Origin of the sequence: Halanaerobium congolense, assembly GCF_004366375.1 — a bacterium.
Classification (GTDB): Bacteria; Bacillota; Halanaerobiia; order Halanaerobiales; family Halanaerobiaceae; genus Halanaerobium; species Halanaerobium congolense.
Genome location: NZ_SOEF01000015.1, coordinates 9,115 through 27,722, shown reverse-complemented (window position 1 = coordinate 27,722; position 18,608 = coordinate 9,115). Strand labels below are relative to the sequence as shown.

Sequence of the window (18,608 nt, the reverse complement as noted above, 5' to 3'; positions counted from 1 at the left end):
AAAACAACTTTATTTATAAAAGTGAATTATTATTGAAGTCATTTTATTCTGTAGAAGATGAAATTATTGTCAATAGTAGTTTTTCACCTTTATTCAATAACTTTTTTGATTCTGATCAGATTAAAGCTGATAAAATATTGAATAATGAATTTCAATTTTTAAATAAAAAGCATAATTTTAATGAAATTATCTGGAATAGGATAGCTGATGAATATTCTACTTTATGGTTATATGAATTAAATTATTTTAATTATGCATCCCTTTTAATTGGAGAATATAATAAAAATCAAAACCAAAAATACATTGATAAATTATTATCTTTAATGAATAATTGGGTGTGCAATACAAAGTTTGGTCAAAATATTTCCTGGGATCCTTACCCTATTTCTCGAAGAATTGTTAATTGGATTAATGCAATTAGTTATTTAGAAAAGGAAAATCTTATTTCTAAAGAAATATATAAGAAAATAAAAAAATCTATTTTTGAACAGGCTACTTTTTTGAGTTCAAATTTAGAGTATGATCTAAATAATAATCATTTAACAAGTGATGCTAAAGCCTTGATTTTTGCCGGTGTCTTTTTTAAAGTAAAAGAAGCAGATGAATGGTTTCAAAAAGGTTTGAAGATATTAAGCAGGCGAAAAAATATTGAAGTATTAAATGATGGCCTGCAGGATGAGAGAAGCAGCAGTTATCACCTGGTGACGCTCAAAGATTATCTGGAAATTCACTTATTATTAAAGAGAAATAATATAAGTTATGACTTTGATTTATACAAAACTATTGCAGAAATGTTTGATGCACTTTTAAATTTAATCAGACCTGATTTGCAGCTGCCTTTATTAAATGATTCAGTTAAAGACTATCCAATTAATCCAAAAGAATTAATGGCTGTTGCAGCATATTTATTTAATAGAAGTGACTTTAAATACTGTGCCCAGGGTGCTGAATTAAATTATTTTAAAAGTATATTTTCTAAAAAAGAATATGAAGAATATATAAATATGGATTCTAGTAAACCAGCAGTTAAAGAAAAACTATTTAAAGATGCTGGTTATTTTATTTATAGAGATGGCTGGAATAAAGAAGATAGATATCTAGTTTTTGATTTTGATTCCATAAACCCCAAACACTGTCCCGGACACAGCCATTCTGACGAATTAAGCTTTGAATTATATGCAGGTAGGGAAGCTCTTTTAATTGATCCAGGAGTATATAGTTATCATGATCCAGAATTTAGAGAATACTTTAAAAGCACTAGAAGTCATAATACTATTAGTATTAATGAAAATAATAAAAGTAGGCTTGTGGATAATTTTAGAGTTTCTAAAACTAGCAAATCAAAATTATTGCATTATAAACAGGATGATGATTTAACTTCAGTTAAGGCTTCAAATATTGATTATAAAGGCAATACTCATAAAAGACAGCTTGATATTAATAATGGAATAATATTATATGATGAGATAAATTTCAAAAATGAAAGTGAAAATAAATTAGAGTCATTTTTTCAATTAGCTCCAACCTTTACTGATATAAAATTAATAACAAATAATAAGGTTAAATGCTATTTTGAAAATGTAATAATGACTATTGAGATTAATGATAATAAAAATTTAGGTAAAATAAGAGTTGCAGAAAGTTTTGTTTCTTATAATTGGAATCAGCTGCTTAAGAGCAAGAAAATTATATATGAATTAAAAAGTAATGACAAAGAATTAGAAATAATAAGTAAAATTAAAATAAATAAGAATTGAGTAGGATGTGAATAATGTGAAGATACTATTTCATACGCATTATTATTTGCCAGAAACAGGTCCGGCAACTAAAAGAATTTCCGGCTTAGCTGAAAATTTAAAAGAAGATGGGCATCAGGTAGAAATTCTAACTGGATTTCCTAGTTATCCATCTGGTATTAAGCCTGATGGATATAAAAGAAAGATTTATATGGATGAAGAAATAAACGGGATCAAAATTTATCGTTATTATACTTATGCTTCTCCAAAAGTTAATCTTTTTAATAGACTGCTAAATTACTTGAGCTTTATGATTTCATCTTTATTTTTTCTTTTCAAAAAAGAGAAGTATGACGTAATTATAACTTCATCACCACCACTTTTTATTAGCATAAGTGCCTGGCCTATTTCAGCACTTAAAAAAACTCCACTGGTTTTTGATGTAAGAGATATCTGGCCTGATGTCGCTGAAGAAATCGGGCAAATTAGCAGAGGTGGCTTTCAGTATAAAATATTAGATAAAATGGCTAATTTTTTATATAAAAAGTCTGATCTAATAACTACAGTTACTAATATGAAAAAAGAAAAACTGAAATCTAAAGGAATTAGCAATGAAAAAATTAAATATATCAGTAATGGATTTGATAAAATTTTTTTAGAGAATGATATAGATAATAAAATTGTGGACGAATTTAATTTAAAAGAGAAATTCACTTTAGTTTATGCTGGGAATGTTGGATTAGCTCAGGGCCTCGATATTATTATTGATGCTGCTGAAAATCTAAAAGATTATAATGATATTCAATTTCTTATAATTGGTGATGGTTTAGAAAAAGATGAATTAGAACAGCGAGCAAAAAAAGCCGAATTAAATAACTTGAAATTTTTAGGTCTATATCCTCATAAAAAGATATATACTTTTTTAAGATATTCTGACGCGAGTATTATTCCCTTAAAAAATGAAAACCTAAAAGATAGTGTGCCCAGCAAACTATTCGAATCATTAGGAGCAGGATGTCCTGTAATTCTGAGTGCTGCCGGTGAATCTGCTAAAATAGTAAATGATTCTAATGGTGGATTAACTGTTGAACCTGGTGATAGTGCTGCTTTAAAAGATGCTATTTTACAATTATATAATAATGAAGATTTAAAGAGAGATTTCAGTAAAAATGGACAGGCGTATGTACTGGAGAATTTTACTAGAGAAAAAATAGCTAAGAAATTGAGTGTTGTACTAGAAAATTTATAAGGTCTCAATTTAAATAATGGTGATTTTATGGTGAAAGATTTAAAGGTAAAAGTTGTAAAAATAAAAGGTGATTGCCCAGTTTATAATATTGGCGATACATTTAGTATTAAAAATGGGTATAAATTAAATTCTGAAAAAGAGCTTTGTATGCACTCATTAGCAAGTATTTTGCCATATTATAATGCTTTATCCCGTGGAATTACAGCAGACCAGTTAGGACTTTCTAAAAATAATGATAAAGAAAAATCTTATCTCCAGTGTCTGGACCCCTGTGATTATACAGGTGGAGGAACTGTTATTATGGAGGTAAGTATAACTAATGAATCATTGAAAACCTAGAGCCTCTAGTTATCATACAATATATACATAAATTTGTTTAGATGCAGCTAATATTAGACTGTTACTCTCACTGGAAGGTGGGAGTTTTTTCTTTATATGTAGTAAGTTGAATACTTTCATAAATTATAATTGTTGATACTGCGGCGAGTATCCGGCAGAGAAGTAAAATATTTTTATAGCTGGATCCATAAAAAGTGCCAGCAGATAATGCTACTGCTTTCTGCTAAACTAAAAATGTACCACCTGCTAATTGAAATGTGTACCAGGTTATTTGCTAAATATTTTTTTACACTTTTCGCTAAATAAGATTTTACAGTTTTTAGATTTTGTAAGGAAAATTTTTCTGCAATAATAGAGAATTTTAGTTTGCAATTTTTAGGGTTGCTATTTTGCTATGAATATTAAATAACGGCAGGAAAACTTATGAATATAGAGAAATATAGTAATAGCTTAAAACCAGTCTAAATGTAAAGATTATTATAAAAAGCAAATATGAACCTTAAATTGATCATAGGATATAAAAAAATAAAAATTGATAATAACAAACAAATGTATTATAATGAATTTGACAGGGGAGGCATAAACAAAACGATGAGAAATATTAAAGAGCCGGTAATAAAAAATGCTATATTACATATCTTAAACAATAGAGAAGAATTCAAGAAAATGAGTGATTACACTCTGGAATTAGATGATAAAATAAAAGAATTTATAAAAAAGCATATTTTGAAATCTGTTAATGATGACAAAACTAGGGCAGCTAAATTTGAAGGAGAAAATAATTCTGTTAAAATAAGTTGTAATAATATTTTTGAAAATCCAGATACATTTGTGAAAAGTAGTAAAGAAATCGCAAATCAGTTATTTATATCTATGTCAAATAAAACAATATCTCCGGCTGATTTAATTGTAGTTAGTTTTGAATCTAATAGTAAGAATTATTTAGCATTATTAAAAATGGATTATAACGAAATCTATAGACATGATGTTGAAGAAACTGAAGATGGAAAAACAAAAACAAAATTAGTTGTTGATGAAAGAAGTAGTCTCCCTAACTTAAATCAGAAATTACAAAAATCAGCATTTATTCAACCTGAAAATAATGATAATAATTTTGATATTGTTATATTAGATAAACAGACCAATTCTAAGTCTGCTGATCAAGATATTGCTCAGTTTTTTCTAAGAAATTTTTTAAATGCAAAATTAGAAAAAGATGATAAACATAAAACCAGAGTATTTAAAAATTCTACAATTGATTTTGTAAATGAAAAGTATGAAGATAGTAAAGAACGCGAAGAAATTATTAGTTATATGTATAATACCCTGGAAAGAAAATCGCAAATAAATATTAGAGAGTTTTCTGATGTGATATCTGAGGAAAATCAAGAAGAATATGTTGAGTTTTTAATATCAGAGGACATAGGAGATTATGAGTTTAAACCTGATAAAGAAATTATAAATAATAAAAAAGTAGTAATAAAAACCAGAGAAGATATTCAAATAAGACTAGATAAAGTTTTATATGATGAAAAAAGATATATCAAAGTTAAAACTCTGGATGATGGCGGTTATGAGATTTCTATTAAAACTGATAATTATGATTATAATATTAAATAGGTGGTGTTTAGTATGAGAGATTTAATGAAAATTATAAAAGATATCTTAAATGAATTACCTGATACTGCCTATAATGAAGATGATGAATATTTAGAAGTAACAAGTCAATTAACCGGGGATGAAATTAATGAAATATTAAATGTTAATTATGATGAGCTTTTTGCAATATTAAAAAATGCTGTTACTATTTATATATATTCAGATGAAGTTAGTGGTAGAAATAAAAGCTTTAATACTGTTACTTATAATAAAGAGGAACTGGATACTTACACCGAAAGATTTGAAAGATATAAAGATAAAAATTTTGAGTTTAAAATTAGTATTGATAAAAATAAGTTCTTAAAGAAAAGAAATCATAATATTTCTAATGGAAAAAGTTATTTATTTTTCTTTGAAGATAAACTAAAAAGTTGGCTCAATGACATTAGTTACAGTGAATTAAGCAGATACTTTTCTAAAGACAACTGGATTTTATTACTGGAGAATGAAATTGATTTATCAAATAATTATTTTAAAATTTTAGGCGGAAATAATTTAGATAAGTTAGAAATTAAAACTAATGGAGATACAAAAAATTTATGTTATAAAATAGAAAAGCAAAAAGAAAATTGCTACTATAGTTCATTATCCAATTTACCACCAGACATTTTCTATTTTTCTGATAAAAGTCTAAATAATGACCTTGAAAAGTGGTTAATTAATTATTTCAATAAAATTGTTTTAAAAACAATATTTATCTTTATTGCAAATAGACTGGAGGAAAGGGAAGGAAAAAAGTTTATTGTTATTGAAGGATACAAAATAATTAAAACCAATATAGATGAAATTGATAAATTAGATATTGCTGCAGATGATATAAAAATAGCAATGGATTTATATGATTGGATCTATGATGTTAAAATTCCCGATAGAATAGAAATTGTAAGAAATGTTATAACTCGAAACTCCAGCTTGTCAAAAACTGAGAATATTTTCGAAAAGTTTTTAAATAATATTGAGAATATTTATAACTCATCTAGGAGCATTTTTAAAACTTATATTCAAGATAAAATGAGAGTCTATTTTGAAGAAAGAAATAATATTGAATTGCAAATTTATGATAGGATTAAAGATTTGGATAGTGAAATAAAACAATTAATGAAAGTGCTTACTAGCAATATATTGGGAGTAGTTGGTGCGATTATTACTGTATTATTATCATATATTACTAGGGAAATACCTGTTAGATTTATAAGATTAATAATGGTTGGATCTGGAATTTTTATAGTTTTTAATACTTTATATCATTCGATTTATATCTGGGGAAATAGACAACATATTATTTATACTTATAAAAATTTTAAAAATCATTGCAAATCAATTTTATATGAAGATGAAATCAAAAAAATTACAGGTGAGAATAATGATGACAGAAGTATAATGGATAAAAAGAATGCGATGTTTAATGCTTATTTTTGGACAAATATTTTCTTGTCTATTGTTTTTTCAATTTCATTAATACATTATGGGGTTAATTTGGATATGTTGTTGGAATTATTGAATTTTTCATTATAATAAGAAGGAAAAATTATACTAATCTAGAAATATAATTTAACAGATCATAAAAATATTTCTGGGAGGTATAAAATGAGCAACTATCTTAAAGTGAAAAAGTTTAGTGAAATTGACATTAATGATCCTTTTTTTGATTCTTTAAAATCTGATTATGCTGGTTTTGAAGATTGGTTTTCTAGAAAGGCAGAGAAAAAAGCTTATATTCTGGAAGATAACGGAGTGCAGGGTTTTTTATATTTAAAAAAAGAAAATGGTGTTGTTGATGATGTAAATCCCAGAATAATAGCGGATGATATTTTAAAGATAGGTACAATGAAGGTTAACCCACACGGAACCAGACTAGGAGAAAGGTTTATTAAAAAAGCCTTTGATCATGCAGTGAAATTCAATTCTGATATTGTATATGTTACAGTTTTTGAAAAACATCAGGCACTTGTTGATTTGTTTTTAAAATATGGATTTAAAAAACATGGGGAAAAAGAGACAGTAAATGGGACTGAATTAGTATTAACTAAAGAATTTGAAGATCAGGGAGATATTTTATTAAATTATCCGCTTGTCAAGAGTAGTAATAACAATAAATTTATATTATCAATTTATCCTAAATATCACAGTAGAATGTTTCCTGATTCTCTTCTGGAAAATGAAAAATTCGATTTACTAGAAGATAAAACCCATACAAATAGCATTCATAAGGTTTATATTTGCAAAATGAGTGATGTTAGAAATATAAGATCAGGTGATATTATAGTTATCTATAGAACTACGGATAGGAAGTTTCAGGCTAAATGGCGTTCAGTAGTAACTTCTATAGCGGTAGTTGAGGAAGTAAAAACTGGAAGTGACTTTGTTGATTTAAATGATTATCTTGATTATACAAGTGATTACAGTATTTTTAATGAAAGCGAATTAAGAAGTTATTATAGAGATTTTGATCCGCTATATGTAATAAAAATGACCTATAATATTGCTCTGGAGAAAAGATTAATAAGAAAAAAATTAATTGAAGAACTTGGTATGAATGGAGACGATTACTGGGGAGTCTTAAGACTAACTGATCAACAATTTAAAGATATAGTAAAGGAAGGTCAAGCCGATGAAAGCCTTATTATCGATTAAGCCAGAATTTGTAGATAAAATTATTTCTGGAGAAAAGAAATATGAGTATAGAAAAAGAATTTTTAAACAGAAAATAGAGTCAGTTGTCATTTATTGTACTATGCCGGTAGGTAAGATTATTGGTGAATTTACCATTGACAAAATAATTAATGATACTCCACTAAATATCTGGTCGGAGACAAAGCATGAATCTGGTATTGAGTTTGATTATTTTAGTGATTATTTTAAAGATAAAGATCAGGGTTATGCGATGAAAATTGATAAATTAAGTCTTTATAATAAAGCAATTTCTAAAGATAGTTTAAGTAATTTCACTGCACCACAATCTTTTAAGTATGTGGATGATGATTTTATGGAGGAGAAATTGAGTAGTAATTAGAAAAAGATAATGGTTGGAGAGGTTTGTTGGTAAATATAAGGGTTTAGGATGTAAATATTTTATCTCCCAAAATTTAATTAAAAGGAGCAAAATAATGCAGTATCAATTTTATGATTTAAAGAATGTTTCAGCTGGAAAAATAGTTGAAGTTCAGTTAGAATATGCTGCAAATGTTAGAGTAATGGACAGGACAAATTATCTGAAGTTTAAAGCAGGAAAGAGATATAAATTTATAGGTGGATATGTTAAACAATCTCCTTTTAAAGCAGAAATCCCGAGAACTGGACACTGGTATGTAGTTGTTGATTTAGGGGGTTATTCTGGGAAAGTAAAATCAGCAGTATGGGTTTTATAAAATACATAATTATCAATTTAACTCTTGCAAATCACAATTTTTACAGTTTTCTTAGCAAAAGATAGTCAGGATATCTTTTTAGATGTTTTAAAAATTGGTTTAGGTTTTCTGGGTGGTTGGGGAGCCGGCATATATAGAAAGAATAAATAAATTAATAATTTAGACTGTTACTCTCACTGGAGTTATAAAATTCTGGTGGGAGTTTTTTTATTTCAATTCAACAAAGACTACAACAGCTGAAGTTATAAATAGCCTCGGAATATAATATGGAATTTTTTTGAAATAAAGATTGCAAACTTAATAAAATTCATATATAATTTAAATAGAAAGTAATAGCTAGAACTAAAGGAGATGATATTTATGGCTACTTCTTCTATTTTTGATAAATTTGTTATCGATTCTGATGAAAAATTAGAAATTTTGTTAAAACCAGCAAATGAAAAAGAAAAATATAATGTCCCTAAAATTGATGTGGAAAAAGAGATGGATAGGGGTGAAAAGATATTAGAAGAAATGTAGTATTGATTTCATTAAATAAATTGTTGGAAATGGCTAAAACTGATCCTGGAAAACAAGGGATTTTAGATAAAGCTATTTCCTTTTTTTATTGTGAAAGGAATAAAGATATAGAAAATTTTATAAAAAATGGAAGCAGAGGCTATGATAGCACTGCAGTCATGCTAGAAGAAAAAGGAATCACCAGGACTTATTTTCTAATTGATGAAGATAATTTTCAGGAAACAAATGAAATACTGGCTTACTTTTCAATTACATTAAAAGAATTAGAATTTACTGCTGATATATCAAGAAGTCGAGTGAAAAAGATTGATGGAATCAGTGGAAATCGTGATTCAATTATTGTATATTTAATTGCTCAGTTAGCTAAAAATGATTTATATCGTAGTGAAATAAACGGAGAAGAAATAATAAATAGAGCTATTAATATTATTGAAAGAAGCCAAAAACTTGTTGGAGGCAGAATTATTATGGTTGAGTGTGAAAACAACGATTCTTTAATTAAATTTTATGAGAAGCATGGTTTTAAAAGTCTACAGGTTAATAGTAGTAATGGCTTGCTTCAGTTAATACGAAATTATTATAAGTAAATTTATAGTAACAGATCCAGATATGATAAGAAAAATAAATAGTAATGAATATTTATTCCCATCAGACTTCTATAATCCTGGTGGGAATTTTTTTATTGCAACAGTGCTCCCTGTGTTGAATTGAGTTTTTGAGTAATAATAGGGAATTTTAGTTAAATTGAATTATTTTATTGATATGATTAATATTATAGAATATAATAATTATATAGATACATTTGTATTACGGAATAAAGGAAGTTGGTGATAAATTATGGCAACAGGAGAACAACTCAAAAGCATAATAAAAACACATTTTAATGGGGACAAAGAACAGTTTTCTACAGTTGCTTTGCGAATAGCTGCTCATGAAGCTAAAAATGGGCATCAGATAATTGCTAGAGATATTCGTTCTTTAGTTGATGAATATAAAAATCGACCTCAAAAGGTAGTAAGATTAAAGAGAGAATATAAAGGCCTTGTTGAAGAAGTTAATGAAAAACATTATTTATCAGAGTTAATAGTTAATGATGATATTAATAATAAAATAAAGAGAATTGTAAAAGAATATAAAAAAAGAGATAAGTTATTAAAACATGGTTTAGAAAACAGAAGAAAAATATTATTAAAAGGTCCCCCTGGAACCGGGAAAACATATACTTCCAGTGTTATAGCAAAAGAATTAAATTTATCGTTATTTACTGTTCAATTGGATAAATTAGTGACAAAATATATGGGAGAAACTAGTGCAAAGCTTAGGGTTATTTTTGAGATGATTAAAGATATTGAAGCAGTATTTTTATTTGATGAATTTGATGCAATAGGTTACAAAAGATCTTTAGATAATGATGTGGGAGAAATGAGACGTGTTATTAACTCTTTTTTGCAGTTTTTAGAAAATGACAACTCTAAAAGTATTGTTTTAGCTGCAACTAATCATCCTAAATTATTAGATGAAGCACTTTTTAGAAGATTTGATGATATAATTTCTTATAAATTGCCAACTGAAAAGGAAATCTATCGTTTAATTAAAAATAGAATAGCTTCCTTTTCTAAAAATGATTTTTTAATAGATGATATGGTAAAAATAGCTAAAGGTTTAAGTCATTCAGAGATAACAAAAGCTTGTGATGATGCTATTAAAGAAACTATATTAAATGATGAGGATATGGTTAATAAAGGATTATTAGAACGAATGATAGAAGAGAAAAAAATTTCATACGAAAATTGAGGTGCTAAATAAAAATGGAGAATAAAAGAAATATATTTATTAATTTGTCTCCAGATATAATTGATTTTACACCAAAAAGCACACCAGTAAATAATGAATTTCCTACAAAGCAAGTTTCAAAGCATGGTAATAAACTAGTTGACAAATTAAAAAACATCTGGAAAGAGGCTGAAAAGAAGAAAACTAAAAAAGAAAATAAATATTTCAGGTCTCAACAGGGAACATATATAGAATTCATAATTGATGATTCGCTTAAATATAAAGTCAAAAGTTTAGAAGATAGAAGAAAGAAAATTAGAATACTTAATATTAAGTATTTAAAAGAAGCTAATAAGATGAAAGTTTTAGTTTTTATTCCCGACGGTAAAGAGGGACATTTTCTAGGTAAAATAAAAAAATATTTAGATCCTGATCAGGTAACTAGTAAAGGTAGAAGAAGCAATCAAGATTTAATTGATTGTATTGAGGATATTAAGTTGGCAATTTTAGAATCGTTCTGGCAGGGTGAGATAGAGTGGATCCCCGATGAAGATAAATTGTGGTGTGAGATTTGGATTTATGATAATGATGAGGATATAGAAAATGATTTTATAAAGCTAGCTGAATCTTTAGATATTCAGGTTGGTAAAGGTGTTATTAATTTTCCTGAAAGAAAAGTATTTTCTGTTTATCTTAATAACAAACAAATTTTAGATTTAATAGAAGAGGGACCAGTAATTGCTGAAATAAGAAGGAAATCATTAACTACTGATTTTTTTACAGGTTTAGAAAACAGGGAACAGATTGAGTGGGTAGATGATTTATTATCACGATTAAATATGAATAAGAATTGCAAAACTAGTGTTTGTGTACTTGATACCGGTTTGAATTCAGGACATCCACTTATAGATCCAGTTTGTAATAATAACTGTCAGAGTTATAATTTAGAGTGAGGGAGCCATGATCATTCTGGTCATGGTACAATGATGGCTGGATTAGCAATTTATAATGACTTACAACAAATAATAAACACGGGTAAAAAATTAGATATTGATCATTTTATTGAATCAGTCAAAATTCTTCCTTCAACTGGAGAAAATGATGAAGAGTTATACGGATATATATTAGAAGAAGCTATTTATAAAGCAGAAATAGAAAACCCTGAATTAAATCGAGTTTTCTGCATGGCAGTAACAGCAGATAATTATATTTTAAATACTGGAGCACCTTCATCCTGGTCTGCTTCGCAATTAATGTCTGAGTATCCAGAAGTCTGGCCGGAAACAATAAGAGCCCTAATTATTCATTCAGCAGAATGGACAGATAAAATGAAAGAACAGTTTCTAGATGGAGAACTTAAATCTGATTATTTAAAGTTATTAAGAACTTGTGGTTATGGAGTTCCAAATCTAGAAAGAGCTAAATGGAGTTATGAGAATGCTGTTAACTTAATAATTGAAGATGAAATCCAACCTTTTGAAAAAGGGTCGAGCAATTATCGTTCAAAAGAAATGAATTTATATAAAATCCCCTGGCCAAAAGATGTTTTACTATCATTAGCTGAAATAGAAGTGAAAATGAAACTAACATTATCTTATTTTATTGAACCAGGGCCGGGAGAGATAGGATGGAAAGATAGATATAGATATCCTTCTGCTCTATTGAGATTTGATTTAAAAAGACCTGACGAAGATGAACAGACTTTTTTATCAAGAATAAATAGAAAAGAAAAAGAAAAAAATGATAATTATAATAATACTACTACAACTTAATTGATATTGCTGAAGAAATTGAGATTAAAGTTTAATATAGGTATTGAATTTAAACTTAAAAATTAAAAAAAGACAATTAACCAGGCACTTGATCACAAAAATGGAGCTGATAGGAGCAGGTGTGAAAACAATGGCTGAACTAGCAAGTTTGCTAATTTCTTTTGCAGAACTAATCAATAACAAATTTGTGTTAGTAAATTTAGTTATTCTCGTTTTTAATGTTTTGTTACTCCATAATTATATTAAACTACGTCATCCAAGATATATTTACAGATACTTAACTTTTATGGCTATTTTATTAGTGATAATTAATTATTTTTTACTTGGTATTATTAATTTCTATGATGTATTAATTAATATTATTCTGGCTTTATTATTAATCACGTATATTTTTGTTTCCTATTTTTCTGCAAAAATGCCTCTTTTTTTGAGTAAGATTAAGCTAAATAAATTAAAAAAGACTTTAAATCAGGGAAGAACTATAGAAAATGAAGATTTGTTTACTCAAAAGCCGATATATATGGTTGATTTTGTTGAAAAATATAATTATAATTTGCTTAAAGCAGATTACTACCAACAGATTAATAAATTATCAGAAGCCTATCAGGTTTACAATGAAATAGATGATAATAAATTATTTTCTAAAGAAAAGAAAAAAGTAAGATTAAATAAGGCGAATTTGTTGATAAAATTTGGTAATCTAAGTAAAGCCGAAAGATTACTAAATATTATTGATGATCAAAATGATCCTTTTTATCTAATGCTTCGGTCTATTTTAATAGAGAGGAAAACTTTAAATCTAGAGACTGTCAATAATTTATTACAAAAAGCAGTAGACATTATTTCTGATAATGATGATTTTGATAACGTTAAAAAAGCTATGATTTATAATAACTATGGGCGAGTTAGATGTTTAGAGGGAAATAAAACAGATGCCATTAATTATTATACTTCCAGTGTAGAATTAGCTCAAAAAGCTAATAAAAAACATCTTATTCATGTTTCCTATCAAAACCTTGTGCATACACTTATTTTGAATAGAGAGCTCGAAAAAAGTCAAGAATATATGTCTGAGTATCAGAAACTTATAGATTCAGATATTATTTTGGATTCATTTGAGCTATTTAACTTAAAAATTGAGTTAGCTAGACAGAAGATGGATAAAAATCAGCTGATAACACATCTAATTGATAGTCATTTTGATTTACGGCCAAAACTTTCTCAAGATAAAAAACTCGCTTTAGATATAAATAGTTTAAGATTAATGTTTAATAGTAGTATGAATGTAGCAGTAATTTTACGTGAGATAAATAAAAATATTAATGAATATCTGACAATGAAAATGCCGGGAAGATATAATGCCTTAAAGGAAATTTCTATTGTATTAAAACAGTTAAGAATTAGAGGTAACTCAGCCTTACAGAGGAAGGTAATCGCTTATATGAAAAAAGATGCTATTTCTGATCTGGAAGACTATATTCTTAAACTGGAGCAATATGAAATAAAAGAGAAAAGTTATTATTTAAAAGAAAAAATTGGATTAATAAGAGATTATACTGAGCCTTATAATTTTGAGAAAACATATGAACTATTAGACGATATAAAGAATATTTATCAGAATAATAATATGTTAGCCGAAAGATTAGGGGTAGAATTAGATATTGCTGATGAAGCACTTTTTAATATAACTGAGGATAGTATAAAGGAAAAAGACAAGTTTTTTGAGGTTATGAAAAAATATGTTGAATTGGCTGATAATGAATTGGTGAAATTAAATTCATTGTCTATATTAGCATTAGATACCTATTATGTAAGGATTGCTTTTTATTATTTGGTAATTGGGAATGATAAGAAAGCTAAGTTTTATCTAGATAAGTTTGAATCATTGGAGAAATCGATTCTTAATTATGCCTTGTGGATTCAAAAATATTACATTGAGTTGAAAAAACATTTTGAGAAAAAAATAAAGCGTTTTTAATATAAAATAATTTTATCTTGCAGGAATTATTAAATATATCACAAAATATATAAATAGATGATTAATATTTCCGAAATTTAATTGATTATTACAATTTCATGTAATATAATTATTATAGAGGGAAAGAGAAGGGACTATGGAGGTGATATTGTGTTTGAAAAAATTAAATCTATTTCTATTGAGTTAACTGATAGATGCAATTTGTTGTGCAAACACTGTTCAACAGAGGCAGCTCCAGATAAAGATACTTTTATCTCTCTGGATGCATTTGAAAAATTATTATATTCTGCTAAAGAACTGGGAGCGGAATTTCTTTCTTTATCAGGTGGAGAACCTTTATTACATCCTGAAATTGAAAAAATGGTTAAAAAAGCTTATGATTTGAATTATAACATTAATATCTATACCTCCGGAGTAATGAAAAACAATAATGTTATATCCAAGAAAAGATTATTATTTTTAAAAGAGCATGTAGATACTCTAATTTTTAGTATTTTCTCTGATGAAAATAATTTGCATGATTATATAACTGGAGTTACAGGGAGTTTTAATACTACTATAAATTCTATTGAAGCTGCTTTAGAACATAATATTAATACTGAAATACACACAGTTCCTATGTCAGTTAATTATAAAAAAATACCGCAAATCATTGAACTGGCAAATGAGTTGGGGATAAACCAGGTTTCGTTATTAAGACTGGTACCACAGGGAAGATGTACTGAAAACAAAAATTTGATTATGGATAGTCTGGAAGTTGAAGAATTAAAATCAATGGTTAAAAGATTAGAAAATAATAAGAAAGATATCATTATCCGTAAAGGTGCGCCGTATAAATGCCTGTTTATTGATGAGGCCGATAATTGTTCGGCTGCAGAAGATAAAATTTTAATCAGTCCCAATGGTGATGTTCACCCCTGTGAAGCCTTTAAATCTGATAAGGCAGTTAGTAATATTAATCAACATGACTTATATTACATCTGGCAGAATGATAAAAGATTAAACCAGCTTAGGGAGTTAAATAAATATAAGATAAGCAACTGTAATAATTGCAGTCAACTTGAAGATTGTAAAGGCGGCTGTCCTGGGCAGAGATGGTTGGAACATAAAGATGTGTTAATCGGTCCAGATCCAGGCTGTATAGAATATGAAATCAAATAAGAACTGAAAAGTTCTTATTTTTTTAAATATAATGTAAAAATATGTATTAAATTAAAAAAATATCTTATACTTAGTATTTGTTATAATTGGAATTTTACTAACTATGTTTGCTGCCAGTACCTGGTTTTAAGATTTGTTGAGGAGGAAAATAATGCATAAAAAAATGGGGATTATTTCTGGAAAAGATCTAATTGAACAGATAGAGAATAAAGATAATGACGAAAAAAATAAGTCATTAATCACTTGCGAAAGATGGGAAAAATGCCAGGAGAAAACGGATAATGGAGATATAAGGGGAAGAGAATGTAAAGAGTGTTCTTCTGGTTTGGACTGGAACAATTTTAACGGCTGGCAGGTTGATTTAAATCTTGGTAAAGAAGCATATATAACTGGTAATAAAAGTCCTACTATTCTAGATGAAAACAATCAGTATCTGACTATAGAACCTGGAGATTTTGCTCTTTTAGAAACCGAAGAAGATATTAATGTCCCTTCTAATTTAATGGGGTTTATTTCGGTAAGATTTAAGTATAAGAAGATGGGGCTGGTCAATATCTCAGGGTTTCATGTTGATCCCGGGTATAAGGGGAAGCTAATTTTTTCTGTTTATAATGCCGGACCTGATGATATAATTATGAAAAAGGGAACTCCTGTTTTTATGATTTTCTTTTTAACATTAACTCAAGATTTAAGTGAACTTGAAAATGATTTAAAAAATGATGATGAGGAAGATTATATTCCAGAATCTTTAAAAGAAGTTATAAATGGGAAAAATAATTATTTTACGGATAAAGATGGATTCAAATCTATTCCGCTGGAGTTAATTTCTATGATTCAGGGTTCCAGTGTTTCTTTAGCAAAAAATAATAATAGAATTGAGAAGTTAGAATCCAGTATAAAAATATATGGTTCTATAGCTGGTGGGATAATAATTGCTCTAATTGGAACCTTATTTGCGATTGGTATAAGGTAAGAATTGATTTTCAGGGGAGGATATTTTATTTTGGAATATTTATATACAACAGGAAATGGGAAAACTTATCCAATAGAAATGGGCTATAAATTCATTGAATCAAAAAATTATGTGTATGATTATGATTATATAACCTCTTTATGTGAGGGCTGTGGTAACTACCAACAGGGCGGAGGCTGCCCCCCATTAGCTCCAAAATTTGGAGATATCATTAAAACCAAAAAATATTCAATTATGATCTATGCTAAATTGCTCTCAGAATATAAAAGTGAAGGTGTTAAAAACAGTAATAATTATTATATTCATTATAGATTTCAGGATATAATCCTTTCAAATTTACTTACCAATCTTGGTTATACAATCAGAGATGATTATAATAATCTAATATTTTTGAATAATGGATTTTGCATGGGCTGCAGTAAAAAATGTAGTTTTAAAATAGGTGAAAATATATGTCGAAAACCCAAAAAAAGAACTTTTTCACTGGAAGCAACAGGGGTTAATGTTGAAAAGACTTTAAAAAATGAATTTGGAATAGAACTGCAGTGGTATAATAAAGAAAATTATAGAGATATTGATTTTATGGTTAAGTCAATTGGACTTTTTTATGCAGATAAGGAAATTAGTCAAAAGATAGAAAATAGGTTCATTGAATATTTAAATTCTCTTAAGTCGACTAAAAACAAGATAGAGAGTAAGTGAGAATAAATAATTAGGGTGATTTTAGATGAAAAAAGATGCTCACTTCTATGCTCTGCTGGCAATGGCCCGTTCTGTTGGAATAGAAAAGGAAACTGCTCACAAAATAGCTTATGCTTCCCAGTTTGTTGATGATGCTAAAATAAATAAAATAACTCTTGCTGATGATAACCCTGGAGCAATACTTTCAGGACTCAAAAAAGATTTTGGCGATTCTGAAAAGATTATTAATGCTGCAACCTGTCATGATTATTTTATAGTTAATACTTTCAATTATGGTGCTATGATTAATAATACCACAGCTTTTCACTTTGTTCCCGGTTGTGACGGAGAAAGTTTTGTGAAGAAGATGCGATGTAAAAAAGAATCACCAATTATTATGGATATACTTAAGGCAGCGTTAAAGGAGGGGGATCCCATAAAATTAGGAATTACTCTTCATGCTTATGCAGATACTTTTTCTCATCAGGGTTTCTCGGGAATTTTAAGTAAGGTCAATGATGTAGAAGAACTTGCTACTTCCAATAAAATTGAAGAAGATTTTGATCCCTGGGGATTTGCAAATAAATTATTTGATCAGCTTAAATACAATACCAAAGATAAATACCTGCCAGCTTATGGTCACGGACAGGTATTTACTTACCCTGATATGCCATATTTGGACTGGAAATATTGTTTTGATAGTTCCAATGACTTTTCTGAGGAATATAAAACAACGAGGATCAGTAATAAAGAAAGATTTACTGGTGCATTTAAAGAGATTAAAAAACATCTGCAGATTTTTTTAAACACAAACCCACAATATAGAGATGATTCTGCTGCTGAAGTTAATGAAAATAAATTTTTTAGAACTTTAGTATTAAAAGAAAAAGAAAATGATCGGATTAAAAGCTGGAAAGAATTTATGATAGATGAAGAGCTTTTTGAAGAAAATGATAAGTTTTTAAATTATGATGAAAATCTCTGGCTAGAGGAAGCTTTTCAGTATTTTATTTTAGAAGATTTTAATGGCAGAATTGTAAAAGAAGTTTATTTAGAAGAGGATTTTCTGGATTCTAATTGGTATAAATATTACCAGGGTTCTCAGTGGTATAAAAAGCTATTTTTTGAATTTGCTTTAGATAATGATCTTGTTATTCCTAATGAGTATGTTGATATTACTGAGATTATTAGAGAAGAGAGATAATAAGATTTATAAGAAAATATTTACAGTTTAATGATTTGACTTTTTTGGAGTAAGGGCAGTTGACAGTACTATATAGTGAAGGAAGGTCAAGCCGATGAAAGCCTTATTATCGATTAAGCCAGAATTTGTAGATAAAATTATTTCTGGAGAAAAGAAATATGAGTATAGAAAAAGAATTTTTAAACAGAAAATAGAA

At 27.7% G+C, this 18,608-nt stretch carries 18 protein-coding genes and 1 pseudogene; all 19 read left to right on the top strand.

Features of this window, described 5'->3' with window-relative positions; translation table 11 throughout:
- Window positions 1-32: 32 nt before the first annotated feature.
- The 19 genes and pseudogenes from C7954_RS06710 (at window position 33) to C7954_RS06630 (ending at window position 18,412) form a co-directional block, all read left to right on the top strand.
- Window positions 33-1,757, top strand: coding sequence for an alginate lyase family protein (locus C7954_RS06710; protein ID WP_166667692.1), 1,725 nt, complete (start codon window positions 33-35; stop codon window positions 1,755-1,757).
- Between the two features lie 16 nt (window positions 1,758-1,773).
- Window positions 1,774-2,985 (top strand): glycosyltransferase family 4 protein, encoded by a 1,212-nt coding sequence (locus tag C7954_RS06705; RefSeq protein ID WP_166667691.1) that lies wholly within the window; start codon window positions 1,774-1,776, stop codon window positions 2,983-2,985.
- A 30-nt stretch (window positions 2,986-3,015) separates the two neighbouring features.
- The gene (locus C7954_RS06700) at window positions 3,016-3,324 is read left to right on the top strand and encodes a TIGR04076 family protein (RefSeq protein WP_208320676.1); all 309 of its coding nucleotides are present in this window, start codon (window positions 3,016-3,018) and stop codon (window positions 3,322-3,324) included.
- 591 nt (window positions 3,325-3,915) lie between these two features.
- Complete coding sequence (locus C7954_RS06695) at window positions 3,916-4,944, top strand: nucleoid-associated protein (protein WP_166667690.1); 1,029 nt, start codon at window positions 3,916-3,918, stop codon at window positions 4,942-4,944.
- 12 nt (window positions 4,945-4,956) lie between these two features.
- A complete protein-coding gene (locus C7954_RS06690; protein WP_134059188.1) occupies window positions 4,957-6,498 on the top strand; it encodes a hypothetical protein in 1,542 nt (513 codons plus the stop codon).
- A gap of 72 nt (window positions 6,499-6,570) precedes the next feature.
- The gene (locus C7954_RS06685; protein WP_134059185.1) at window positions 6,571-7,617 is read left to right on the top strand and encodes an N-acetyltransferase; all 1,047 of its coding nucleotides are present in this window, start codon (window positions 6,571-6,573) and stop codon (window positions 7,615-7,617) included.
- Window positions 7,595-7,996, top strand: a complete 402-nt coding sequence (locus C7954_RS06680) for an ASCH domain-containing protein (protein WP_134059182.1) — start codon at window positions 7,595-7,597, stop codon at window positions 7,994-7,996. The genes C7954_RS06685 and C7954_RS06680 overlap by 23 nt, the downstream gene beginning before the upstream one ends.
- A 94-nt stretch (window positions 7,997-8,090) precedes the next feature.
- Window positions 8,091-8,351, top strand: a complete 261-nt coding sequence (locus tag C7954_RS06675; RefSeq protein ID WP_134059179.1) for a DUF1883 domain-containing protein — start codon at window positions 8,091-8,093, stop codon at window positions 8,349-8,351.
- Between the two features lie 24 nt (window positions 8,352-8,375).
- Complete coding sequence (locus tag C7954_RS14060) at window positions 8,376-8,501, top strand: hypothetical protein (RefSeq protein WP_276330801.1); 126 nt, start codon at window positions 8,376-8,378, stop codon at window positions 8,499-8,501.
- Window positions 8,502-8,711: 210 nt separating this feature from the next.
- Window positions 8,712-8,870, top strand: a complete 159-nt coding sequence (locus C7954_RS13645) for a hypothetical protein (protein WP_166667689.1) — start codon at window positions 8,712-8,714, stop codon at window positions 8,868-8,870.
- A gap of 29 nt (window positions 8,871-8,899) precedes the next feature.
- Complete coding sequence (locus C7954_RS06670; RefSeq protein ID WP_134059176.1) at window positions 8,900-9,457, top strand: GNAT family N-acetyltransferase; 558 nt, start codon at window positions 8,900-8,902, stop codon at window positions 9,455-9,457.
- A 250-nt stretch (window positions 9,458-9,707) separates the two neighbouring features.
- The gene (locus C7954_RS06665; RefSeq protein ID WP_134059173.1) at window positions 9,708-10,664 is read left to right on the top strand and encodes an AAA family ATPase; all 957 of its coding nucleotides are present in this window, start codon (window positions 9,708-9,710) and stop codon (window positions 10,662-10,664) included.
- Between the two features lie 14 nt (window positions 10,665-10,678).
- Complete coding sequence (locus tag C7954_RS06660; protein ID WP_134059170.1) at window positions 10,679-11,596, top strand: hypothetical protein; 918 nt, start codon at window positions 10,679-10,681, stop codon at window positions 11,594-11,596.
- A gap of 18 nt (window positions 11,597-11,614) precedes the next feature.
- Window positions 11,615-12,415 (top strand): annotated as a pseudogene (locus C7954_RS06655) (S8 family serine peptidase); the annotation flags it as partial.
- Between the two features lie 100 nt (window positions 12,416-12,515).
- On the top strand, window positions 12,516-14,393 hold the full coding sequence (locus C7954_RS06650) for a hypothetical protein (RefSeq protein WP_208320675.1): 1,878 nt from the start codon (window positions 12,516-12,518) through the stop codon (window positions 14,391-14,393).
- A gap of 150 nt (window positions 14,394-14,543) precedes the next feature.
- Window positions 14,544-15,554, top strand: a complete 1,011-nt coding sequence (locus C7954_RS06645) for a radical SAM/SPASM domain-containing protein (protein WP_166667688.1) — start codon at window positions 14,544-14,546, stop codon at window positions 15,552-15,554.
- Between the two features lie 151 nt (window positions 15,555-15,705).
- On the top strand, window positions 15,706-16,527 hold the full coding sequence (locus C7954_RS06640; RefSeq protein ID WP_134059158.1) for a dCTP deaminase domain-containing protein: 822 nt from the start codon (window positions 15,706-15,708) through the stop codon (window positions 16,525-16,527).
- A 30-nt stretch (window positions 16,528-16,557) separates the two neighbouring features.
- Complete coding sequence (locus C7954_RS06635) at window positions 16,558-17,229, top strand: DUF2284 domain-containing protein (protein WP_089719748.1); 672 nt, start codon at window positions 16,558-16,560, stop codon at window positions 17,227-17,229.
- Between the two features lie 25 nt (window positions 17,230-17,254).
- On the top strand, window positions 17,255-18,412 hold the full coding sequence (locus C7954_RS06630; RefSeq protein ID WP_134059155.1) for a DUF6765 family protein: 1,158 nt from the start codon (window positions 17,255-17,257) through the stop codon (window positions 18,410-18,412).
- Window positions 18,413-18,608 lie beyond the last annotated feature (196 nt).